Below are 21,887 nucleotides of genomic sequence, written 5' to 3'. Positions count from 1 at the left end.
TGAAGGATTTCCGTGCGATTTCGTTTTCGCGGATCGCGAAGCGATCTTGCGGAAACCTTATCAGCGGTCAGGACTTGCCGCCTTCGGTCTCCTCCCCCTCGATGAACCGCTTGAGCTCCTCGATGCTGCCGAAGCGATAGACCCCGTGCTGCGTCTCGGCCTCGATCGAGCCGTCCGCATACAGGGTGTAATGGGCGCCATGGGCCTCGTAATTGCCGATGACCTCCAGCTTGGAGGCCGGAGCGGGCTCGGACGCCTTCGGCGCTTCATCGTCGCGCAGGCCGAATTCCCGCATGATCACCTGCTGCACCTCGCGCACGGGCGAGGCCTCCGGTTCGTCCTGGGGCTTCTCGTCTTCCGTCCCGGGGCGCTTGGCGTTGTCGGCCTCCGCGGTGATCGCCTTGTCGAGCCAATCGTCCTCTTCCGCCTTGGCGGCCGGCTTTTCGGCGGGATTGGGCTTGAGCATCCAGGAGAAAGCCGAGGACGACTCCAGAGACTTGGCGGCCGGCTCCGGTCGCGGCGCGAGCGCCGGCGGCAGAGAGGGGCGGCGCAGCTTTTCAGCGGCGGGCGGCGCGGGCGGCTCGGCTTCCGCGGCCTTGGCCGGCGGCGGCTCCGGCTCGCTGGCGAGGGGCGCGGCGGCGGGCGGTTCGAACGGCGAGAGCGGCGGCAAAGGCTTGGCGGCGGCGGGCGGTTCGGCCGCGATCCCGTTCCGGGCCTTGGCGAGCAGCAAGGCGGCCTTGGACGCGTCGGCGGAAATCTTTTGCAGCTCGCGCAAGATGAAACCCAGCGCGGCGAGGGTAAGGCCGATTCCGAGGAGCAGCGTCCCCGAGACCATCAAGGGCGGCCCCCGATCGACATTTACGTAAACATAGCCGTTGACGGCGACCACGATCCCTGTGACGGCCAAAACCAGCCCCAGGGCGACCAACGTGCGTTCCACTTTCACCGGCGCGACGCCTCTCTTGATGCCTCAAACACCACGTATTGAGCACAAAGCCGCAAATTTGTTAAGCTCGGCGCGCCATGAGGCCCCTTCTTTCGGCGCCCGCATTCTTGCCTCAATCGCACCCGCTCCCTACCTTGAGACGTCCGCTTTCTCGTTCAGGAGCAATACATGTCCTTCGCGCTCGATCCCCTTCCCTACGCCTACGACGCGCTGGCGCCGTACATGTCCTCGGAAACACTGGAGTTTCACCACGACAAGCACCATGCCGCCTATGTGACCAACGCCAACAACCTCATCAAGGGGACGGAATGGGAAGGGAAGTCCATCGAGGAGGTGATCAAGGGGTCGCACGGCAAGAGCGCGCCGGTGTTCAACAATGTCGCGCAAATCTACAACCACGCCGAATTCTGGAAATATCTGAAGCCCGCGGGCGGCGGCAAGGTCCCGGGCAAGGTGGAAAAGGCGCTGGTGGAAGCGTTCGGCTCGGTCGAAAAGGCGCTCGAGGATCTCGCGCAGGCCGGCGTGACGCAATTCGGCTCGGGCTGGGCCTGGCTTGAGGTCAAGGACGGCAAAGTCGCGGTTTCGAAAACCCCCAACGCCGAAAACCCGCTGATCCACGGCGCGAGCCCGATTCTTACCGTCGACGTCTGGGAACACGCCTATTACATCGACTACCGCAACCGCCGCCCCGACTTCATCAAGACCGTGCTCGGCAATCTCGTGAACTGGGAATACGTGGAAGCTCAGTACGAAAAGGCCATGGGCTAGGCTTTAACGACACGGGCCGCCCCAAAAGGGCGGCCCCAAATTTTGGTCTGCAAAAGTCAAATCTTCGCCGACGCCTGCGGGCGGGGCGTCGCGGCGACGACGGGCGGCTCGTTGATCGCCGGATCGGCGCTGCGGGCCTTGAAGGCCGAGGCCTGTTTCTTCGCCGAGGCCAGCTCGTCGGCCGACAGCCGCCCCCCGACCTCGTCGCGCTTTTTCGCCGCATCGGAATCGCCCTGGTTCGCCGCCGCCGCGAACCAGACATAGGATTGCGTCATGTTCTGCGTCAGCCCCATGCCCCGCGCATAGAGAATGGCGAGGTTGAACTGGCTATCGCGAACCCCGTATTCGGCGGCGCGGCGGAACCATTGCGCCGCTGCGCCATAATTGGGCTTGCCGTCCACCCCTTCCGCTTCGATCACCGCGAGATTGTGCATGGCGCGCACATGGCCCTGGGTCGCGGCCTTTTCATAGTAGTCGCGCGCCTTTTTCGCGTCACGGGCGACCCCGATCGCCTTTTCGTAGATCACGCCCAGGCGGTATTCGGCCTGGGCCTGGCCCTGCGCGGCGGCCTTTTCGAACCACTGGATCGCGGCGGCGGGGTCGCGATCGAGCCCCCGGCCATCGGCATAGCGGGCGCCGAGATCGAACTGCGCGGCGACGTCGCCCTTCTCGGCCTGCTCCTGAAGGCTGGCGGCCTGGGCGCCGGCCTGGATCGCCCCCATGTTGGCGCGCGGCCCGATCGAGCCGACCGCGAGGGGATCCGGCAGGCTGGTGCGGGCCCCCGGCGCCGGCTTGCCCGTGGCGGGAGCCAAGGGCGCGACCGTCGCCGGCGCCGCCGGGGCGGCGGGCGCGGTGATCGGCGCGGCCGCCGAGGACGGATCGACAGCCGGCGCGGCAACGGCGGCGGGCGCCGAGGCCGGCGCCGCTTCGACCGCCGCAGGGGTCGCCGGCGCCAGGGCGTCGGACGGCGACAGAGCGATGCGGTAAAGCTGGACCGCGCCAAGGGCGAGCACGGAAGCGCCGGCCGCGAGCAGCATGCCGGTGCGCGCCCCGGCGCGTTTCTCGCCGGAGAGGAGCGGACGCGCGAATTTTTCCTTGGCGCGTTCGGCGGCGGCGCCGACGCCGCGGGGCGCGCGCTGGGCCTCGGCCCGCGCCTGGGCGTCGGCGGCGGCGCGGGCCGCGAGCGCGCGACGCGCCACTTCGATGTAATTGGCGCCGCGCGGCGCGTCGGAAGACAGGGCTTCCTCGTCCTCGCGCGACAGTCTTAGCATCGCCGCTTCGGCCGCGCCGCGGCCCGCCGGGGAGGCCATGGGACGTCCGGCGCCGGGCTCGACCAGCAGGGAATCGGGATCGTCGAGGTCGTAGGCGTTGACACGCGGCGCCGAATCGACGTCTCGCGAACCCTGCGGCGTGCCATTTTCGGCTTCCGCCCTGGCGGCGGGAACGGCCGCGCGCGTTTCCTGAACATCCTCCTCCAGCATGGCGAGCCGGTCGACGACTTTTTCCAGGGTCTCGTGCACAGCCGAAAGCGTCTGCTGGGCGCGCCGGTCGGAATGTTCGTGCTTTTCGCGCAATTCGGCGATTTCGCGCGCGGCCTGCTCGCCGAGGCCATCGGCGCCCGGCAGATGGGCCAGCGCCTCGCGCAGGGTTTCGCGCGCCACTTCGCGAGCGACCTCGCGGTCGCTCTCGCGCCCCTGCTCCAGCCGCGCCGCCAGATCCGCCAGCGCCTGCTGCAACTGCATGTTTCCGCGCGCGGCGCCGCGCTCGAGGCGTTCGGTGACCTCCGCCATCTGGCGCTCCAAAGCCTCGATGGCGCGCCCGTCCGCCTGCGGCGCCATGGCGGTTTCCAGCCGGTCGGCGAGCGCGCGCAGCAGCGGCTCCAGCCCCGGCTGCCCCTGCGGGGCGCCGCCGGAGGCGCCGTCGATGCGCTCGGCGAGCGCCTGATGCATGAAGTCCAGCCGGCGCGAGATTTCATCGAAGCGGCGCTCCTCGCCCGGATGCGCGTCGTGGCGCTGGTCGGCGGCGCGGTCGATGCGGATGGCGAGATCGTCGAGGCGCGAGCCGATCTCGCGCCAATTGGCTTCGTTGCGCGCCAGCCCGCTTTCCTGGGCGCTGCGCGCCTCGTTCGACTGGCGCGAGAGGAGTTCGAGGCGATCGGTCAGGCTGGCGACCTGCCGCTCCATGCGCTCCAGCGGCTCCATGCGCTCCAGCGCGGCGGCGATGCTGGCGCGCAGCGCGTCCGACTGATCGCAGGCGTTGAGGAATTCGCCGCGCTCGGCGCCATTCTGGCGGAGCCCCTCGATCTTTTCCTCCAGGGCATGGATCTGCCGGCCGACCGCGTCCAGATTGGCGGAGGCGCCGATGTCGGCGACCGCGCGCCGCATGTCGGCGGCCAGCGTCTCGATGGGCGCGAGCACGGCGTCGCGCAGGCCCTCGTCGCGCGAACGCTCGAGCCGGGCGCCCAGTTCGCGCACGGCCAGTTCAAGCGCGGCGATCTGGCTGCGCGGCGCGACATCGTTCAGCGCGCGGCTCATCGCCGAAACCTGCTGCCCGAGCGCCTCGATTTCGGCGGCGCTGGCGCCGGCGGGGGCGCGCTCGATGAAGGCGCGGGTGGAATCGAAGCGCACGCTCAGGTCGCGCATGGCGTCTTCAAGCCCGGCGACGGCGCCGCGCGGCGCGACCTCGCTCAAGCCGCTGGCGATTTCGGCCAGCCGCCGGTTCAGCGCGTCGAAATCGGGCGCGGCGTCGAGATGGCGTTCGCTGGCGAGCGCCATGATCTCGCGGGCGGTGTCGATGCGAACGCCCAGATCGCGCACCGCCTCCTCAAGGGCGGCGACGGCGCCGCGCGGCGCGACCTCGCTCAAGCCGCCGCCGATTTCGGCCAGCCGCCGATTCAGCGCATCGAAAGCCGGCGCGAAGTCGGGCTGCCGTTCGCTGGCGCGCGCCATGAGTTCGCGCGCAGCCTCGATTCGGCTGGAAAGATCGCGCAAGGCGTCTTCGACGCCGGCCACGGCGCCGCGCGGGGCGACGTCGTGCAAGCCCTTTGTGATTTCCGCAAGCTGGCGGCCGAGTTCCTCCGTCTCGGGCCCGCCCCGGGTCTGCGCGACGCGCTCGACGGTGGAGCGGGTGTTTTCGACGCGATTCGCCAGCTCGCGCATGGCGCTTTCCAGCGAGGCCACCGCGCCGCGCGGGGCGAGATCGCCCAGCGAGCGGGAGAGGCCCGACAATTCGCCGCGCAAGCCCGCGACATCCTTGATCGCGCTCGGCGCGGCCGCGACCGTCGCCAGCGTCTCGATCCGCGCGGACAGGTCGCGCAGAGCCTTTTCGACCGGCGGCGAAACCTGGTCGCGCGCGCCGCCGCTGAGCGCCGAGAATTCGCCGCGCATGTCCTCAATGCGCTTGGACAGGCCCTCGATGCCGCTCTGCAGCCGGTCGATGCGGCGATCCTCGTGCGGCGCGGCGCCGAGCTGGACGATGCGTTCGAGTTTTTGCGCGAGAACGTCGAAGCGCTCGTCGAAAACGTTGGTTTTTTCGGGCGCTGGCTGCGGGCGCGCCGCCGGGCGCGGCGCGGCGTCCAGCGCGCGCTGGTGCGCCGAAATCTCGGCGATGGCCTGCTCGACGTCGGGCCGCCTGCCGCTTGCGCGCGCAGACTCCGCGCGAACTGGCGCGGGCCGGTCGAGACGCGCGAGCAGCGCGTCGAACCTTTTTTCGAGCCGGGCGAAATGTTCGTCACGCTCGGTGGCGGGGGCGGTTTCGGCGCGTTCGACGCGGGAAATGAGATTGGACAATTTACGATCCAGTTTGCGCAGGGTTTCGTCGTCGCGCGGCTCGGGCTCGCGGCGCGCCAGCTCCTCGATGCGGGTTTCGAGACGGCCGAGGGCGCCGCGCAGCGGCTCCACATCCGGCTTCTTGCGAAGGTGCGTCTCCAGCTCGGCGAGGCGGTTGTCGACCTGCGCCAGCATTTCGACGCGCTCGGTCTCGGCGCTGTCGATGCGCTCGGCGACCTGCGCCAGGGCGCGGGCCGCGCGGGCCTCGGCGCGCTCAGTGCGGCTCTCGAAGGCGGCGACGGCCTTTTCCAGCAGCGCCTCGGCGTCGACGGTTTCACGCGCGCCGCCGCGGGGCTCCCGCGGCTCCTGCCGCTGCGGCGCTTTTTCGCGCGCCGGGCGCTTGCGCGGTTCGAGCTCCCCACCGAACGGGTCGTCCCATTCGTCGGACGCGCGCTGAGGGGGCGCTGGACGCTCTTTGGCTTGTTCGTCGCGGCTCTCGCGGCCCTTGCCTCGCCCGCGCGCGCCCGTCTCGGCTTCCAGGCTCAGGCGCGCGAGCTGCGCCGCCACCGCCTCCAGCCGCTCGTCGGCGTCGAAATCCTGACCGTCGGCTCCGGTCTCGGCGGCGCGTTCCGCAATGGCGCGATTCATCCATTGGCCGAGCGAGAGCCCGTCGCGGCGGGCCGCCTCCTTCGCCGCTTCGCGGGCGTCGAAATCGACGCCCTTTATGCTCCAGGGTAACGCTCTGCTCATCGCCAAAAACTCAGGTTTTCCGGACTGAATCCGGCGCGCCGCTTGAGGACTCGCGCGGGCCTGCGCGCTTTACCCAGCGGCGCCGGTCCACGAGCCTTCAGCGCAACTTTCTCCGTTTACGGTAAACAAGCCGTTAACCCAGGTTTTCCCGGCTCCTTGCGAAAATGCTTACCAAAGGGGATTGCAACCGGAATTTACGTGCGATACAACCTTTACGTGTAGCGCGTATCGATTCGACAACCATGAGGATCACGTCAATGAACGCCAGCGCCCTGCTTCACAGCCCGACATTCGAGGCTGACGCCAACAGTCCGGAAATGCTCACGATTGGCGAAGTTTCCCGCCTTTACGGCGTCACGCTTCGCGCCCTGCGCTTTTACGAGCAGCGGGGCCTGCTGAAGCCGATTCGTCGCGGCGGCGCGCGCTTCTATGACGGCGCGCAGAAAGTGCGTCTTCAGATGATTCTGAAGGGCAAGCATCTCGGCTTCACCCTCACCGAGATCGCCGACCTGCTCGAAGCCGAACAGGAACGCGGACCCAAGGCCGGCGATTTCGCCCTGGACGAAAAAATGGTGCTTTCGCAGCTGCGTCATCTGGAAGAACGCCGCGCCGATCTCGACCAGGCCATCGCCGAACTGCGGGCCGTCCATCAGAAACTGGTGACCAACGCCGCTTGAGAGCGATTGGAATGCGCGCGCAATGCGCCCGCCCGAGGCCGTAGCCCTCCGGCGGGCTTTTTCTTGCTCCGGTCCATGGCGTAAAGTGATAGAGTGACGTCCCTCAAGGGGGTGTTGCAATGGGACGCCGTCTGACCGTCTATTTCTCGCTGCTGTCGCCCTGGGCCTATATCGGCCACGCCGAACTGCTGCGGCTGGCGGCCAAACACGCGCTCGCGCTCGACTACCGCCCCGTGAACCTCATGGACGTGTTTCCGGAATCCGGCGGCCTGCCCCTGCCCAAGCGCCACCCGTCTCGCCAAGCCTACCGCATGATCGAGCTGCAACGCTGGCGTGACAAGCGCGGGCTGAATTTTCACCTGCGGCCGCGCTTCTGGCCCTTCGATCCCGCGCACGCCGACAGCGTGATCTGCGCCATGGCGCAGGCGAAGGACGCGAGCGCCTTCATCACCCTCGCCTTCGCCGCGATTTTCGAGCAGAACCGCGACATGGCGGACGAAGAGGACATCGCGGCCGTGCTTCGCGAAAGCGGCGACGATCCGTCCTGGAGTCTTCGCGCGAGGACTTCGGAGGTTGCGGCGATTTACGACGAGAACCGGGCGCATGCGCTGGCATCCGGTGTTTTCGGCTCGCCGAGCTATGTGCTCGACGGCGAGATTTTTTGGGGGCAGGACCGTCTCGACCTGCTCGACGACGCCCTGACCAGCGGCCGCGCGCCGTTTGTCGTTCCCGACTGAAGCGCGCCGAACCTGCGGACACGTCCGGCGGAAGCAGAATAAGACGACCGCGGGCGCGTCGCCGTGATGACGACCAGCTCCGGAACGTTCTGCGCAGTCTTGACGATGGTCCTCGCGCCTCGAAGCCCTCACGATTTGATGACTCCGATCGGTCAACCCTCATCTTGGCGGGCCATCGCGACCGTGCAAGGATATCGGCGAATGGAAGGTGTGCCGCTCGATCCATCGACCCAAATTCCGGCTCGGTCGCTCCGTCTGCTCGTGACGGTCGGAGCAGCGGCCTTGTTCGCCTTCGGCGTTTTCTGCTGGATCGCCGCCAACTGGGCGGACTTCCACCGGTTGACGAAAATCGGCGTCGTCGGCGGTCTGCTGCTGGGTTCTTGCGTCATAGCGGCGGGTGCGCCGCGCGCGCGTCCGCCATTTCTCCTCCTCGCCAACGGCGCGACGGGCGGAGTGCTGGCGCTGATCGGCCAGATCTATCCGAGCGGCGCGGACGCCTGGCAGTTGTTCGCGCTGTGGTCGGCGCTCGCCTTGCCCTTCGCGCTGGCCGCGAGGCATGACGCCGTCTGGGTTTTATGGACGCTGGTCGCGGCGGCGGCGATCGGGCTTTGGCGCCTGCAGGAGCATCCCGAACTCGCCTTTGGCGAAGTCCTGCCGTCCTGGGGGCTGGCTCTGGCGCTCGCGGCCTTTCTGTGTCCCCAGTCGCCGACGCGTCGCCTGGTCGGGCGCGCCAACTGGTCGTTCCGCCTCGCCAGCGTCTCCGCCATCGGCCTGTTCGCGTTCGTCGGCCTCGACGGCGCGATCAACGGCGCGGCGCGCGGCGACGCCGCGCTGTTGGCCTCCTTGCTGGTCCTGGTCTTCGCGAGCGGCGCGCTCATCCTGCTCAAACCTCTCGACCTCGGCCTGCTGACCTGCGCTTTCGCGGCCATCGACACTCTGCTGATCGCCCGCATCCTCATCGTGCTCGACAAATCCTTCACGATTCCCGCTGTCATGCTGGTGGCGATCGCCGCGTCGGCGATCGTCGTGGGCAGCGTCTGGGTGTTGCGGATCATCCACCTGCGAACCGCCGCTTCGGCCGACGAAGGGGGGCGGTCCTGGCCGCTCGCCGCCCTCAGCGGCCTGGGCGCGCTGCTGGCGGCGTTCCCGCTGATGATGCTTTACACGCTTGTTTTCGATGCGCTGGCGAAAGAGCCACCGTTCGCGGCCCTGATCGGCGGCGCAACGCTGGCCATCGCCGTCTTCATCCTGCGCGGCGGCGTGGCGTTCGGCTTCCGCCAGATGTTCGGCCTGATCGCGGCTGGCGTCGGCATGGCGCTGGTCGGCTACGCCGCCCTCGAATGGTTCGACCGCGACGCCGGTTTCGCGCTGGCGCTGCTTTCCGCCTTGGTCGCGTTCGCGGTCCCCGCGTCTTGGATGCGCGCGCTGTTCGGCTTCGGCGCGATGGGCGCGACCGTGGTCGGCATCCTCGCGCATCTCCTTGGCGGTCCTCACATCGACGGACGCACGGAAGCGGCCGTGGCGCTGGCCTCGCTCGCCGCGGCGGCCGGCGGCGGCGCCCTCGCGGCCGGCAAGCCCGGCGCGTCCCGGGCGCGCCCGTTTTTCGTCGGCTGGACCACCGCCGGACTGTTGGCGCTGATGCTGCTCGCCGGGCGCCCCTTCCTCGCCAGCGCCGGCGCCGGCGAATTCGGCGCGTTGGCTGATTTTTTCCAATCGCCCTGGAGCGGCCCCGCCCAGATCGCATCGATCCTGCTCGGGCTCGCCGGCGTGAGCGTCCTGCTCGGGCGACGCGCCGACCTGCGCACGCCGCTTGGCTTCGCCGCCGCGGCCTGCGCCGTCGCCCTGACCTTCCGGTCTCCGACGCTCGGCGCCGCCCTCGCGATCTTCGCCTGCGCCATTCTGGCGGATTTGCGCGCCTTGGCGAGCGCCGCCGCCATCGCGGCGATCTGGATCGTCAGCGCGTTTTATTACGCGCTCGACTGGCCGCTGACGCAAAAAGCGTACGTGCTCATGGCGCTGGGCGCGGCGCTCGGCGGCGTCGCATTTTTCACGCGCTTGCGAGACGCCTCCACGCCGACCGCGCCGATCGGAGGCGCGGCGGTCGCGCTGATCGCGCTCGGAGCGGCGGCGACCGCAGGACTCGCCGGCGTGACGGTGCGCGAGGCCGAAACGGTTTTGCGCGAAGGCCGCATCATCTTCATCGCTCTGCGGCCGGTCGATCCGCGCTCGTTGGTGCAAGGCGACTACATGGCCATCGCCTTCGACACGGACCATCTCCCGGCGTCGAACACGGGAGGCGAAACCCGCGCCATCGCCGACGTGGATTCGCGAGGGGTGGCGACCCTGCAAAGGATTTCTGCGCCCGGCGAAACCGTTAGCCCGGAACAGGTCATTGTGAAACTGCGCCGCAAGTCAGGGCGCTGGTTCGTCGGCTCGGACGCGTGGTTCTTCGAGGAAGGTCACGGCAAGGATTTTGTAGGCGCCAAATTCGGCCAGTTCCGCGTTGGCGCCGATGGCACGTTGTTCTTGACCGGGCTTGCCGACCAGAACCTGAGAGTCCTGCCATGAGCGTCGCGACGTTTGCGAAATCAAAATGGTGAGCGTTGTCTTCACGCGAGCCGGCATCCACTTCGCTTGAAAACGCTCTCGTCTTTTGTTTCCACGCGTTGTCTTCACGCGAACCAGCGTCCACTTCGCTTGAAAACGCTCTTGTCTTTTGTTTCCACGCGTTGTCTTCACGCGAACCGCCATTCACTTCGCTTGAAAACGCTCTTGTCTTTTGTTTCTACGCGTTGTCTTCACGCGAACCGGCATCCACTTCGCTTGAAAACGCTCTTGCCGTCCGCAGGCGAAGCCGGGAATGTCCGGAGCCGCCCGCCCCGGCGCCCAAACGTTACGAACGGCTCCCCGACTCCAGCGCGCCCAGCGCCTCCAGCCGGGCGCGGTAGCGGACGCCAACCGTCGCGGGATCGAACGCCGGCCCAGGGGGCGGCGCCAGGCGCGCGCCACGGACCGCGGCCAGCAGCGCGTCGACCGCCGCCTTCGAATCGGGCTCGGCCCAGACCTGTCCCTCGCCCCAGGCATAGCCGCCAGCGGGGGGCGGGCGCAGGTCGGCGTCAACCAGATATTGCAGACCCTCGTCGCGAAAATCGAGATTGCCCGACCATTTGGTCGCCACCACGGGACGGCGCAACAAAATGGCCTCGGCGATCGGCCGTCCAAAACCCTCGGCGCGATGCAGCGACACCAGGCAATCGCAACTGGCGATCAGGCCCAGCGTCTCGTCCCGGCGCCATTCCTCGTCAACAAAGGCGATCCTGGGGTCGTCGCAGGCGGAGGCCTGGAGATCCCGCCACGCGTCCGGGGACGCCCCGGCCCGCATCGCCTTGACCACCAGACGGACCGAAAAATCCGGAAGCGGAAAGGCGGTGCGAAAGGCGGCGATCGCCCCCGCCGGATTCTTTCGCGCAAAGGACGAGTTGCCGTCGAAGAAGCTGACAAACACGAAGGCGTCGTCCGGAAGCCCATAGGCGGCGCGATCCGCCGTCGCCGTCGCCACCACCGCCGAAGGCATCGAAATCACCGGAACCGGCGAGCGCAGTTCAAAGGCGTTGCGCACGAAACCGCTGATCGCCCAGATTTCATCGGCCAGCAGCGTGCAAAACGCCAGGGGCTCCGGCCATTGCGGCAACTCCCAGGGCCAGACGCAGATGGTCTTGCGTCCGCGCCACAGCGATGAGCCATGAACGCAAAAATATCGGAACGTCTCCCAGGCCGACAGGAACAGCAGATTGGTCGCATGGACCGGCGCCGCGACGATTTCGGCGCCAAAAACGTGCGGCTCGGCGCCGATGTCGGCGCCGGCCGGCGCGTCGATCAGCACATGTGGGACGCCGGCGGCGGTCAGGGCGGCGGCCGCGCAACGCGCGTCCTCGCCAATGCCGAGCCGCGCGCGAAGATGGCCGACCAGATTGACGCCGCCGGAGGCCGGAACAGCGGACGCCAGCGGCGGCGCCTCGGCCGGCGTCTTCAGATAGAGACCGCGCACGTCCGGCCGGGCGAAGGCTTCGCGCAACACGGCATACTCGTTGACGCCATAATCCACCTGCCACGCCAGGAAGCGCGTCTGGCCCTCCACGCTTTCAAGATCGAACGCGGCCTGGAGGTCGGGCCGCATCAGCCAAATGCCGACGCTCACGAGGAGGAGCGGGCTTTCGGCCGACCGGAAGGGCTGAAAAAAGATTTCGCGCGGGTCCGCGCCGCCGCGCAACGCGTCGCGCGCCTGGCGGCTCAACGCCAGACCGATCCGCCAGGGAGCCGAGGAGCCGGCGTTTCTCGACATATCGCTCGCCATGCTAGCCGAGGCTTGAGACGACGCCGAGCGCAGGCCTGCCCTTGACGGGCGCCTCCGCGGGCCCGGGTTTGTCCGCGGCGGCCGGCTTGGCGAGCGCGCCTTCCGCCTCGGCGCGCCGCATCATCTCCGCGCCCTTCTCGACATCGGCCTCGACCCCGAGCCCTTTCGCCACCATCACGCCGAGATTGTAGAGGGCGACCGTGTGGCCCTGCTGCGCCGCCCGTTCGTACCAGCGCACCCCTTCCGAAAGATTCTTCTCCACCACCTGTCCCTGGCAGAAAATGACCCCCATCTGGAACATCGCCGGGGGGAAACCCGCGTCAGCCGCCCTGTGCAGCCATCGCACCCCCTCCTTCGCCGCCTCGGGGTCGTTGCGCGACAGCAGCTGGTTGGCGACCAGATGCTGGGCGATGGCGTTGCCGGCCTGGGCCGCGACCAGGTAATGGCCGAGCGCGTCCTCGGGCTGCGCCCGGGCGGGATCGTAATGTCCGGCGTAGAGATGGCCAAGTTGCAGGGAGGCGGCGACATAACCGGAGCCGGCCGCGTCCTGAAGCAATTGTTCCGCCTTGCGCGAATCCTTGAAGACGTCGCGTCCCTCCAGATAGATCATCGCCAGTTGCGTCTTGGCGTGGCCGTCGCCCGCATCGGACGCCTCCTTCAGGAGTTCGACGGCGCGGGGCGCGTCGCGCGTCCCCCCGGCGCCGGCGAGATGCAGCTCCGCCAGCTTGACCTTGGCGTCGCGCAGACCTTTTTCCGCGGCAAATTCGCACCAACGCAGCGCCTCTTTCAGGTCCTGCCCCACGCCCTTGCCATGCTGATAGCAGACCGCCAGATTGTACGCCGCCGTCTCGTGGCCCTGTTCCGCCGCCTTCAGGAACCAGCGCGCCGCCTCCTCGAGATTGGGGGGAACGCCAAGGCCGTTGGCCGCATGACGGGCGTAGAGGAACATGGCGTTGAGGTCGCCAAGCTCCGCCGCCCGCAGCCGCCAGCGCGCGGCCTCGCGCCAGTCGGGCTCCACCGCGCCGCCCTGGCTATAGTAATCCGCCAGGGCGATGATCGCGGGACGATAGTCGCGCTTGGCCGACTTGCGCAAAAAGGTCTCGGCGCGGCTCAGATCGGCTTCGACCCCCTGCCCGCGCTGCAGCATGACCGCGAATTCGAATTGCGCGAAGGCGTCGCCGCTTTCGGCGGCCAGACCCATGTAATGCGCGAAGCGTTCAGGGTCGGCGTCGCGTCCGACGCCGTCGCGGTAAATCGTCGCCATCGCCAGCTGAGCGGTGCGATGGCCCTGGTCGGCGGCCTTTTCGTACCAGTCGGCGCCCGCGGCATGATCGGGCGCGCCGCCGACCATGCCGCGGTAGAGAATGTCACCGAGTCCGAATTGCGCCGAGGCGTCGCCCCGCCGCGCGCCGCGCTCGAAATGGAAGCGCCCCTTTTCGAGGTTCTGGGGCGCGTGTCTGCCCAGCAGATGGATCATGCCGAGCAGCGCATCCGCCTGCGCCACGCCGCTTTCGGCCGCCTTTTCCAGCCAGCCGATCGCCTGTTCGGGATCGGCCGCATGCCGGCCGCCGCCGGCGTAAAGCGCCTCGGCGACGCGGGCCGCCGTGTCGGCGTCGCGGGTCGTGTGCTTCCAGTATTCGGGAACGGGCGCTTCGCCGCCGTGCAGCAGCGCGCGCCCGAGACGGAATTGCGCCTCGGCATGGCCGCCTTCCGCCGCGCGCCTGTGCCAGTTGATGACGTCGGCGGGACTCCCGCGCACGCCGCGGCCCCGCTCGTAGCATTCCGCGAGATGGAAGGCGCTTTCCGCGTCGCCCGCCTCATAAGCGCGCAACCACAAGTGGATCGCCTCATGGTGTTGCTCCTCTTGGAGCGCGCTCTCGGCGCGGCTCTTCAGCCACCCGACCGTGCGCCGATCGGCGATACGGCGCAGCGCCCGCACCGCTGTTCGCAGGCGCTGTCTCATGGCTCGCGCATCGCCTTGGTGATGCGTCTGGCGAGACCTTCGAGAAGGTACACGCCCGCCGAGCGCGAGCCCACCTTGATGTCGGCCGTCAGAGTCATGCCCGGCATGAGCCTGAAGTTTTCGGGCACGTTGAAGAACTTGAAGGAGTCGATCGAAACGCCGACGCGATAGTAGGGATCGACCGGCTGGTTGGTGTCATCCTTGAGCGTGAACGCGCCTTCGCTGATCCATTTCACCCGGCCCTCGGCGTAACCGTGCTCGACGTAGTCGAAGGCGTCCACCCTCAGCGAGGTCGGGTCGCCGACGCGAATGAAACCAATGTCGCGCGTGGGGACGGTGACCTCGGCTTGCACGGGAACGCCGACCGGCATGGCGGTGATGAATTCCGCGCCCTGGTTCAACACAGAACCCACCGAAAGCTTGGCGACGGTCAGGATGATCGAATCCTCGCCGGCGACGATCTGAACGAGGTCCTGATGTCGCTGCGCCTTGTCGAGCTGCGCGCGCGCGGAGTCGCGGTTGTTGCGCGCGGTGACGAGATCCTGGCTGATCTGGCCCGACCATTGCTGAATGAAGGCCTCGCGGTCGGCGCGCACCGAAGAAAGCTGCGCCTCCGCCTCCTTGAGGCTGTTGGTGAGGTTTTCGAGGGTGCGCATTTGTTCAACGCGCTGGTCCTTGGACGTCAACTGGTTGAGCAACGAACCGGCGCCGGACGCCAGCAGCTTGCTGCGCATGTCCTCGATCTTGCCGGCGATCTCGACGCGCTCCTTGATGCGCGTCATGTCTCCCCGCGTCTTGGCGATGGTCGCCTGAATCTGGTTGTCTTTTTCCTTGAAGCTGTTGATCTGCGCCGTGTATTGCGCCATGCGCTGCGTGTAGAGCGACTTTTGCAGCTCGTTGTACTTGGCTTCGGTCGGGTCGGAGGTCGGCGGAAACACCGGAACCTTGCCGGCGAGTTCGGCCTCTGTGCGCAGGATCAGCGGATTGAGGCTCGCGATCTGCTGGCTCAGTTGCGTGACGTCGGCGGCGGCGAAGGTGGGGTCGAGCGTCGCCAGCACCTGCCCCTTCTTCACCAGATCGCCGGCGCGGACATTGATCGACTTGATGATCGCGGTGTCCAGCGCCTGAAACACGTTGAGCGTCGAACTGACGGTCACCTTGCCGTCGGTGCTGCTGACGACGCGGTCGATCCTGAAAAGGAAAAGGACGGCGACGAAGGCGACGATCATCGCGGCCAGCATATGCACCGTCATGCGCGCGGCCAACGGCTCCGGCGCCTCCCGGATCGCCGCGATCTCGGACTGGAACGACCGGACGGTCGCGAGAGCGTTCTTAGACAAGGCTCGCTCCTCTTGCGGCGGCGCGATTGGTGGCCGCGGCCTCGATATGGCCATTCTGCTGCAGCCACAGGCCGCGATAGATTTCGCAGCGCTCCAGCAGCACCCGATGCGGCGCCACGTCGAGGACCTTGCCCCGCTCCAACACCAGGATGGCGTCGGAATTGACCAGCGACGACAGGCGGTGGGAGATCACGATCACCGTGCGACCCTTGGCGATCTTGCGGATGTTGTCGTTGACGATGCTCTCTGAATCCGGATCGAGCGCGCTGGTCGCCTCGTCGAAGATCAGGATCTTCGGATCGAGGATCATGCAGCGCGCGATCGCCAGCCGCTGGCGCTGGCCGCCCGAAAGATTGGGCGAGCCCTCGTAGATGTAGGTGTCGTAACCGCGCGGCAGGCGGTCGATGAATTCCTCGGCGCCGGAGAGCCGCGCCGCGCGCACCACGTCGTCGAATGTGGCGTTGGGCTTGGCGGCCATGATGTTCTCGCGGATCGTGCCGCGGAACAGGAAGTTTTCCTGAAGCACCACGCCGAGGTTGCGGCGCAGATGCGCGACATTGTATTCGCGCACGTCGACGCCGTCGATCTTGATCAAACCTTCATATTCGGAGTGCAGGCGCTGCAGCAGGCGCGTCAGCGTGGTCTTGCCCGAACCGGAGCGCCCGACGACGCCCAGCGTCATGCCGACGGGAATCTCGAAGGAGACGTCGTCGATGGCCGGGCTGAGCGCGCCCTTGTAGGTGAAGCGCACCTGGGAGAATTCCACGTGCCCGACCAGCGGCTTGCGCACGCCGCCGTCGCCGATGCCCTCCTCGCGCGGTTGGTTGAGAAATTTGCTCACCACGCCGACGGCCGCGCGCGCCTCGTCGCCCTGGGTGATCAGTTGCGCCATCTGCATCAGCGGACCGGCGACGCGCTGCGACAGCAGCAAGAAGGCGAACAGCGAGCCGGTATAAGCCGGATCGTTGGTGACAAGGGCCATGTAGACGCCGACGCCATAGCTGCCGACGACCGCCAGGCGCTCGAGCGGCCGGACGCCGGTCTGCACGATGGCGGCGATCTTCGCCTGACGGTCAAGCGTCTTGGCGACGCGCGCCACGAGAATGTCCCATTCGCGCCGCTGCCGGCTTTCAAGCGCCAGCGACTTCACCGTGCGCATGCCCGCCACGGTCTGGTAGAGGAATGAACCCCGCGCGGTCTGCGCCTCGATCACCCTGCCCGTCGCCTCGCGGAACGTCGGCAGCATGGCGACGAGCCAAACCACGATCAGGCCGCAGAACCCCAGCACGATGAAGGTCAGCAGCGGGCTGAAGGCGAACATCACCGGCAGGAAAAACAGCAGCGTCATCGAGTCCAGCACGGTGCCGAACAATTGCCCGGTCAGAAAGCTGCGGATCTTCCACATCTCGTTGACCTGGAACATGACGCCGCCGACTTCCGTCCGTTCGTAGAAGTCGATCGGCAGGGCCAACATGCGGTCGAACATGTATTCGGACAGCCGGACGTCCACCCGTGAGGTGAGGATTTGCAGCATATACGAGCGCAGAAAACCAAAGATGGTTTCGAAAACGATAAAAACCAGCAAGCCCACGGACAACACGGTGAACGTGTCCATGGCGCGGTAGGTGATCACCTTCGACATCATCAACTGGTAGTACAGGATCGGCGCCAGCGCGATCAGGCTGAGAATCAGGGCGCAGATCGCGATGTCGCGCGCCAGCCGCCGTTCGCGGAAGATCAGAGCGGCGATGAGGCTTAAACTGAACGGCTGCTCTTCATCCTTCAGGTCGTAATTGCGCCTGACAAGAACGAGTTCGCCGGTCCAGATTTCCTGGAAGCGCAGCCAGTCGACGAAAAGCTCGGCGCCTTCTGCGGCGTTGGGATCATGCAGCAACACGCCGAGCGGCGCGCCATTATCGGCGGCCACGCGCGCCAGCACCAGGCTCGCGCCGGTCTTGAGACGGACGATGGCTGGAACGGCCTTGCCGATCTGGGTCAGACCTTCCCAGTCGAGATGAACGAGTCTGGCCTTGAATCCGGCCTTGCGGGCGCAATGAACCAGCCCATCATAATCCACAGCCTGATCGGACAAGGCATTGTCGCGGACGATCTCGTCCACGGTGATGGCGTGAGCGTGGTGCGCCGCGACCAGGCACAGGCATTCGAGGGCTGATTTGTGCTTTTGCCCTGCGTCGTGATGGAAGCCTTTGTCGTCGGACCCTTTTGAGCGCCCTGCCGCGTTCGCGGGCAAAATCTCTGTGCTGGCCATAAGCTTCCCAAATTCCCTTGGATAACATTCTATTTATAGCGAACAGAAAGTTGACGCGCAAGGCGACCAGTTTGACACGAAAACTGCAGATAGAACAAGCGCGAACGGATTACGTTAATATTAATGATGAAAATATCGCGGCTGCGCCGCCCGATTTCAGCAGCGCACGTCGGCGATCCCATTCGAATGTTTCAGTTCCGCACCGGCGCCCCGAGCGTCGCCGCTATGGCGTCGGCGCATTTGTCCCAGGAATACTTGGCGACGACCTCGATGAAACCGGCGCGACCCATGCGCCGCCGCGTTTCGGCGTCGTCGGCGAGCCGCGCCATCGCGCCGGCGAGTTCGTCCACGCCATCGGCCAGAACCCCGGTCTCCTCGGGACGCACCAAATCGCGAAAGGCGGAACAGCGGGCGTTGGCGATCACCGGCTTGCCAAACAGCCAGGCCTCGCACAGCACGATCCCAAAACTTTCGCTGCGGCTCATGCTGATCAGGCCGAGGCAGACGGCGAGCGCGCCGCGAACGACCTCGCGGCTCTGCCGTCCCAGGACATGGAGGCCCGGCGCGGCCAAGGCCAGGCCGTCGTCGTCGGGCCCGATCATCACCAGATCGATGTCCGAGCGGACGCCGCGCAATTTGAGATGGGCTTCGATCACATCGAAATACCCCTTGGACCCCGTCTTCCGCCCCAGCACCAGAAAAAAGGGGTTCTGAACCGGGCAGGCCTCGCGAAACACGCGCCCGACGCCGGGGCCGCCGAGGTCGCCAAAGCTGACGCCGCCGCCTGGAACGACGGCGAATTTTTCCGTGTCTCCCATCACGCGCGCCAAAGAGTCCGAGAACAACAGCGTCCGATCGGCGCTTGCAAAGGCGTCGTAATAGCTCCGCCAGTGGTAAAAGCGGTCGTCGCCGTGGAAATGCGGCAGGGCGACGATGCGCGGCCGGCTGTTCAGGCCCGCCAGCGTCGCCACGGAGCTGGGGACGACGTCGAAGGGAACGCCCTGGACCAGAACGCAATCGTAATCGCCGCCATGCGCCTCCAGCCATTGCTGCATCGCCGGGGCGTGGGGGCCGCGCATGGAGGAGAAAGCGGCGTCGGTCTCCGGTTCGCGCCGCAGGGCGGCCTGACGCAGCGCCGCCACCCAGCCCTCGAAATCGCCTCTTAAAACCTCATCCGGCTGGAAAGCGAGATCGGCCGGATGCGTTCGCAACGCGGAAAAATCCTCGACATCGCCAGAGGAAACGCCGGCCGCCTCGACCATCACGCCGAACGGACGATGATCGGGCGGCGTCTCGTGCTCGTCCGCCCGGCACAGCAGAATGCGCACACAGTCGTCCGGCGCTTCCGGCAAGGCGAAATGCACATCGAAATGCGCCGCTATCCGGGTCTCGCAATTCAGGCTGACGATCGGCGACCCGTCGCGCGGCGCCTGCACCAGGACCAGCGACAAGCTCTTTTCCACCGTCGCCACGCCGCGCAGGTGAAAAAACCGCGCGTCGCGCGGGATCAGGAAGGAGAAATCCGGCGCCGTCCAGCGGCGCACGCGCCCGTCCAAAATTTCGATCCCATAGAAGCCGGACAGCGGCCGCGGCGCCTGCGCGTCTTCGAGCGTCTTGGCGAAGGGGGCGAGAAGATGAAACTCCTCCTGAGCCCAGACGCGCTCCAGATCTTTCGCGCGCAAGCGCAACTCGGCCTCTTCGAGCTCCTCGTTGGGAAAATAGCGGGCGCTGTCAAAAATTTCGCCAATCCGGCCCGCAGCGCCCGGACCACTCGAAAAATCGCAGCCGAAATGATGGCGGTTCTCGATGCGCTCGACATCCACCGCCGCGAGATCGATGCGCGCGAACCGGCCGCGCAGTCGCTTGAGCGTCTCGATCAGATATTCCTCGGCCCCGCCGCGCGAAGGCTCCGTGTAGCGATAGGTCACGACCAGAAGGTTTTTCCGCGGAGGCGGCGCGGGCGCGCGCAAGAAAAACGGTCGCAACGCCTCGCGATAGGCCTGCGCGGTCGCCGCCCAGGACAAGTCCTGTTCCGCATAGGCGCGCGCGCGCGCCCCCTGCGCCACGAGACCGGCGGGGTCGGACAGCATTTGCCCCAGCGCGCGCGGAAATTCCGCAAGTTCGACCACCCGCCCCGCGCCGCGCTCGGCGACAGCGAACCCGCGCGCGCCTTGCGAGGTGTTCAGCGTCGGCAGGCCATGCGCCATGTAATCCGGCAATTTCAGACTGGAGCCGCCGCCAACCGTCACCGGATTCAGCGCCAGATCCCATTGCGACATGACGAAATTTTTGACCCGCTCCGCCGCGACGCCGTGCAAAACCACATTTGGCGGGACAATTTTGAGCGCCGAGCAGACCGAGCCGATCAACTCGAAGCGCAACTGGGGAAACGCCGGCGCCAGCGTGCGGACGATATAGTCGGCGGCGTCCACGTTGGGGCCGTGGCTGGACCCCAAAAAACCGATCCGCCCGGACATCCCCGCCGCGCGGGCCGCCTTTTCGAACGGCGCGACCGTACAGCCGTTGCCGGCGAGAACGACCGGGGCCTGGCTCATTGTGGCGAAATGGGCGCGATCGCCCTCCGTGCAGCAAACGATCAGGTCGGCCTCCGCCACCAGACGGCGCTCCAACTCGGCGATGAAGCCGACCAGAGTGCGCGCCAGCGGATGGCCGCGCAGCAGCTTGCACTTCAGCTCCGCTTCGACATTGTGGGCGCTATAAACGATGGGCGCATCGGGCCGCAGCCGGCGCAAGTCGTCGAGCGCCGACGCCATATAGGGATGCTCGAAAATGAAGGCGCGCGCGGAAAAGGCCAGCGAGGCCGCGATCTCCCGCAGGGTGCGATTGCCCGCGACGAACAGGGCGGCGACGCCGTCGTTCACCGAAACGGACTGGCCCAGGTTCACCTCCGCCTCGAAGGCGGCGTGATCGGCGGTTTTGGGAACGCCGACGTGCAGCACGCCATCGGCGAGCAGGCTGATCTGGGCGTGTTCGGAAAAGGTCAGCAGAACGACATCGCAATCGAGCGCGCCGAGCAGGTTGGCGACCCGCGCCGCGCCGCCCGAGGGCGCGCCGGTGAGGGGGTAATCATTGAAGGCCAACACCATCGGGCGCGGGTCCGGCGGCGCGGCGGCGGCGTCCGGACGCAAGTCGGCGGCCAATCGATCGGCGATCGCGCCCCAGCCGAAACGCGCCTTGGCCAATTCCCGGCCCCGCGCGGCGATGCGCGCCCGCAGCGCGCCGTCGGCCAGCACGCGCCGGATCGCCAGCACAAAATCCTCGCGCAGCACGACGACGGCGTGCTCGCCCGGCGTCAGCCCCAGACCGCGCACCCCTTCCGGCGTCGACACCATCGGCACACCGGCGGCGAGCGCCTCGACCGCCTTGAGGCTGGAGCCGGAGCCGCGCACGACCGGATTGATGTAGAGGTCGGCGTCGCGCAAAAGCTCCTTCTTCTGCGCGGGCGAAAAAATCCCGAACAGTTCGACATTGTCCGGCCGCGGCTTGTGCGCGATCGCGGCGCAGACGCCGCCGGCGAGGACAAACCGGCAGTCCGGCAGGTGGCGGGCGAGAACCAGAATATTCTCCGCCGCGTCGACATTGGGCATGTGCGCCGAGCCGGTGAACAGCAGGCGCGCGCCGGCCTCACGAGGGGACGCCGCCCGCGCCGCCGCGATCTCGCCGATTTCCGGCTCGGAATAGCCGTTCGGACACGCAAGCACGTTCGTCGCGCCATAGAGCAGGCGAAAAACCTCGGCGTCGCCCGCGCTGGCGGCGAATGTTTTGGCCCGGCGGACGAGGTTGCCCTCCATGCGCAGCAGCTTTAGCCAGACGGCCTCAAAACCCGGCCCGGCGACGATCGAGGACAGCAGGCTCGCCTCGACATTGTGCGCATTATAAACTTCAGGCGCGGGCGCGCCCGCGGCGAAAATGGGCTCCGAAAACGGAAAGTCGTGGACGATGACGTCCACGCCCTCGGCCAGTTCGCGGGCGACGCGCCGCAGTTCGCAGGCCGGGTCGCTCACCGCCAACGCGAACATCAGCCCCCAGAGATCGCCGACGACGCCTGACTCCAGCAGCGTGGTTTGCGCCTTGCGCCAATGGTCGTCCTTGGGGAAGCGCAATTCGCGGAAGTCGGGGCTATGCCGGATGTCCTCGAAGCGCGCGCCGAAATCGGTCGAGGTCAGCAGGGTGATGTCATAATGGCGCGACAGCTCGCGATAGAGCCCGCCGAGCCGCATCTCGCCGCCGCTCGATGGCGGCGAAAACGCCGGAAAGAAACACAGCACCAGGGCTTTTGGCTTGCGCGCGGTCAT

General features: G+C 67.2%; 11 protein-coding genes. 4 read left to right on the top strand and 7 right to left on the bottom strand.

The annotated features are described in order from the left end of the window. Positions 1–67: 67 nt before the first annotated feature. Complete coding sequence (locus GJ654_RS13005) at positions 68–946, bottom strand: hypothetical protein (protein WP_155446580.1); 879 nt, start codon at positions 944–946, stop codon at positions 68–70. A 168-nt stretch (positions 947–1,114) separates the two neighbouring features. On the opposite strand from GJ654_RS13005, the gene GJ654_RS13000 reads away from it, so the two are divergent. Next, entirely contained in the window at positions 1,115–1,714 is a 600-nt protein-coding gene (locus GJ654_RS13000) for a superoxide dismutase (protein WP_155446579.1), read from the top strand. A gap of 56 nt (positions 1,715–1,770) precedes the next feature. Here the strand turns inward: GJ654_RS13000 and GJ654_RS12995 are convergent, their stop codons facing one another. Continuing rightward, the gene (locus GJ654_RS12995; RefSeq protein ID WP_155446578.1) at positions 1,771–6,231 is read right to left on the bottom strand and encodes an SEL1-like repeat protein; all 4,461 of its coding nucleotides are present in this window, start codon (positions 6,229–6,231) and stop codon (positions 1,771–1,773) included. Between the two features lie 257 nt (positions 6,232–6,488). On the opposite strand from GJ654_RS12995, the gene GJ654_RS12990 reads away from it, so the two are divergent. The 3 genes from GJ654_RS12990 (at position 6,489) to GJ654_RS12980 (ending at position 10,213) form a co-directional block, all read left to right on the top strand. Continuing rightward, on the top strand, positions 6,489–6,908 hold the full coding sequence (locus GJ654_RS12990; RefSeq protein ID WP_196305547.1) for a MerR family transcriptional regulator: 420 nt from the start codon (positions 6,489–6,491) through the stop codon (positions 6,906–6,908). A 119-nt stretch (positions 6,909–7,027) separates the two neighbouring features. Beyond that, complete coding sequence (locus GJ654_RS12985; RefSeq protein ID WP_155446576.1) at positions 7,028–7,645, top strand: 2-hydroxychromene-2-carboxylate isomerase; 618 nt, start codon at positions 7,028–7,030, stop codon at positions 7,643–7,645. A 201-nt stretch (positions 7,646–7,846) separates the two neighbouring features. Then, entirely contained in the window at positions 7,847–10,213 is a 2,367-nt protein-coding gene (locus GJ654_RS12980; RefSeq protein WP_196305546.1) for a GDYXXLXY domain-containing protein, read from the top strand. Between the two features lie 325 nt (positions 10,214–10,538). Here the strand turns inward: GJ654_RS12980 and GJ654_RS12975 are convergent, their stop codons facing one another. The 5 genes from GJ654_RS12975 to GJ654_RS12955 form a co-directional block, all read right to left on the bottom strand. Beyond that, on the bottom strand, positions 10,539–11,987 hold the full coding sequence (locus GJ654_RS12975; RefSeq protein ID WP_155446574.1) for a hypothetical protein: 1,449 nt from the start codon (positions 11,985–11,987) through the stop codon (positions 10,539–10,541). A gap of 13 nt (positions 11,988–12,000) precedes the next feature. Beyond that, entirely contained in the window at positions 12,001–13,962 is a 1,962-nt protein-coding gene (locus GJ654_RS12970) for a tetratricopeptide repeat protein (RefSeq protein WP_155446573.1), read from the bottom strand. Further along, on the bottom strand, positions 13,959–15,302 hold the full coding sequence (locus GJ654_RS12965; RefSeq protein WP_246664733.1) for an HlyD family type I secretion periplasmic adaptor subunit: 1,344 nt from the start codon (positions 15,300–15,302) through the stop codon (positions 13,959–13,961). Before GJ654_RS12965 ends, GJ654_RS12970 begins: the two co-directional genes overlap by 4 nt. Next, positions 15,295–17,571 carry a peptidase domain-containing ABC transporter gene (locus tag GJ654_RS12960; protein ID WP_155446571.1) on the bottom strand — a complete coding sequence of 759 codons (2,277 nt, stop codon included), beginning with the start codon at positions 17,569–17,571 and terminating at the stop codon, positions 15,295–15,297. The genes GJ654_RS12965 and GJ654_RS12960 overlap by 8 nt, the downstream gene beginning before the upstream one ends. 191 nt (positions 17,572–17,762) lie before the next feature. Continuing rightward, positions 17,763–21,887 (bottom strand): glycosyltransferase, encoded by a 4,125-nt coding sequence (locus tag GJ654_RS12955; protein ID WP_155446570.1) that lies wholly within the window; start codon positions 21,885–21,887, stop codon positions 17,763–17,765.

Source organism: Rhodoblastus acidophilus, assembly GCF_009720655.1.
Taxonomy (GTDB): Bacteria; Pseudomonadota; Alphaproteobacteria; order Rhizobiales; family Beijerinckiaceae; genus Rhodoblastus; species Rhodoblastus acidophilus_A.
This window is presented reverse-complemented; position numbering and strand designations above follow the sequence as displayed.

What these genes read in the sequence shown, in the direction of transcription:
- GJ654_RS13000 (WP_155446579.1), top strand. Translation starts at nt 1,115, where the DNA reads ATGTCCTTCGCGCTCGATCCCCTTCCCTACGCCTACGACGCGCTGGCG.
- GJ654_RS12995 (WP_155446578.1), bottom strand. Translation starts at nt 6,231, where the DNA reads ATGAGCAGAGCGTTACCCTGGAGCATAAAGGGCGTCGATTTCGACGCC.
- GJ654_RS12990 (WP_196305547.1), top strand. Translation starts at nt 6,489, where the DNA reads ATGAACGCCAGCGCCCTGCTTCACAGCCCGACATTCGAGGCTGACGCC.
- GJ654_RS12985 (WP_155446576.1), top strand. Translation starts at nt 7,028, where the DNA reads ATGGGACGCCGTCTGACCGTCTATTTCTCGCTGCTGTCGCCCTGGGCC.
- GJ654_RS12980 (WP_196305546.1), top strand. Translation starts at nt 7,847, where the DNA reads ATGGAAGGTGTGCCGCTCGATCCATCGACCCAAATTCCGGCTCGGTCG.
- GJ654_RS12975 (WP_155446574.1), bottom strand. Translation starts at nt 11,987, where the DNA reads ATGTCGAGAAACGCCGGCTCCTCGGCTCCCTGGCGGATCGGTCTGGCG.
- GJ654_RS12970 (WP_155446573.1), bottom strand. Translation starts at nt 13,962, where the DNA reads ATGAGACAGCGCCTGCGAACAGCGGTGCGGGCGCTGCGCCGTATCGCC.
- GJ654_RS12960 (WP_155446571.1), bottom strand. Translation starts at nt 17,571, where the DNA reads ATGGCCAGCACAGAGATTTTGCCCGCGAACGCGGCAGGGCGCTCAAAA.
- GJ654_RS12955 (WP_155446570.1), bottom strand. Translation starts at nt 21,887, where the DNA reads ATGACCGCGCGCAAGCCAAAAGCCCTGGTGCTGTGTTTCTTTCCGGCG.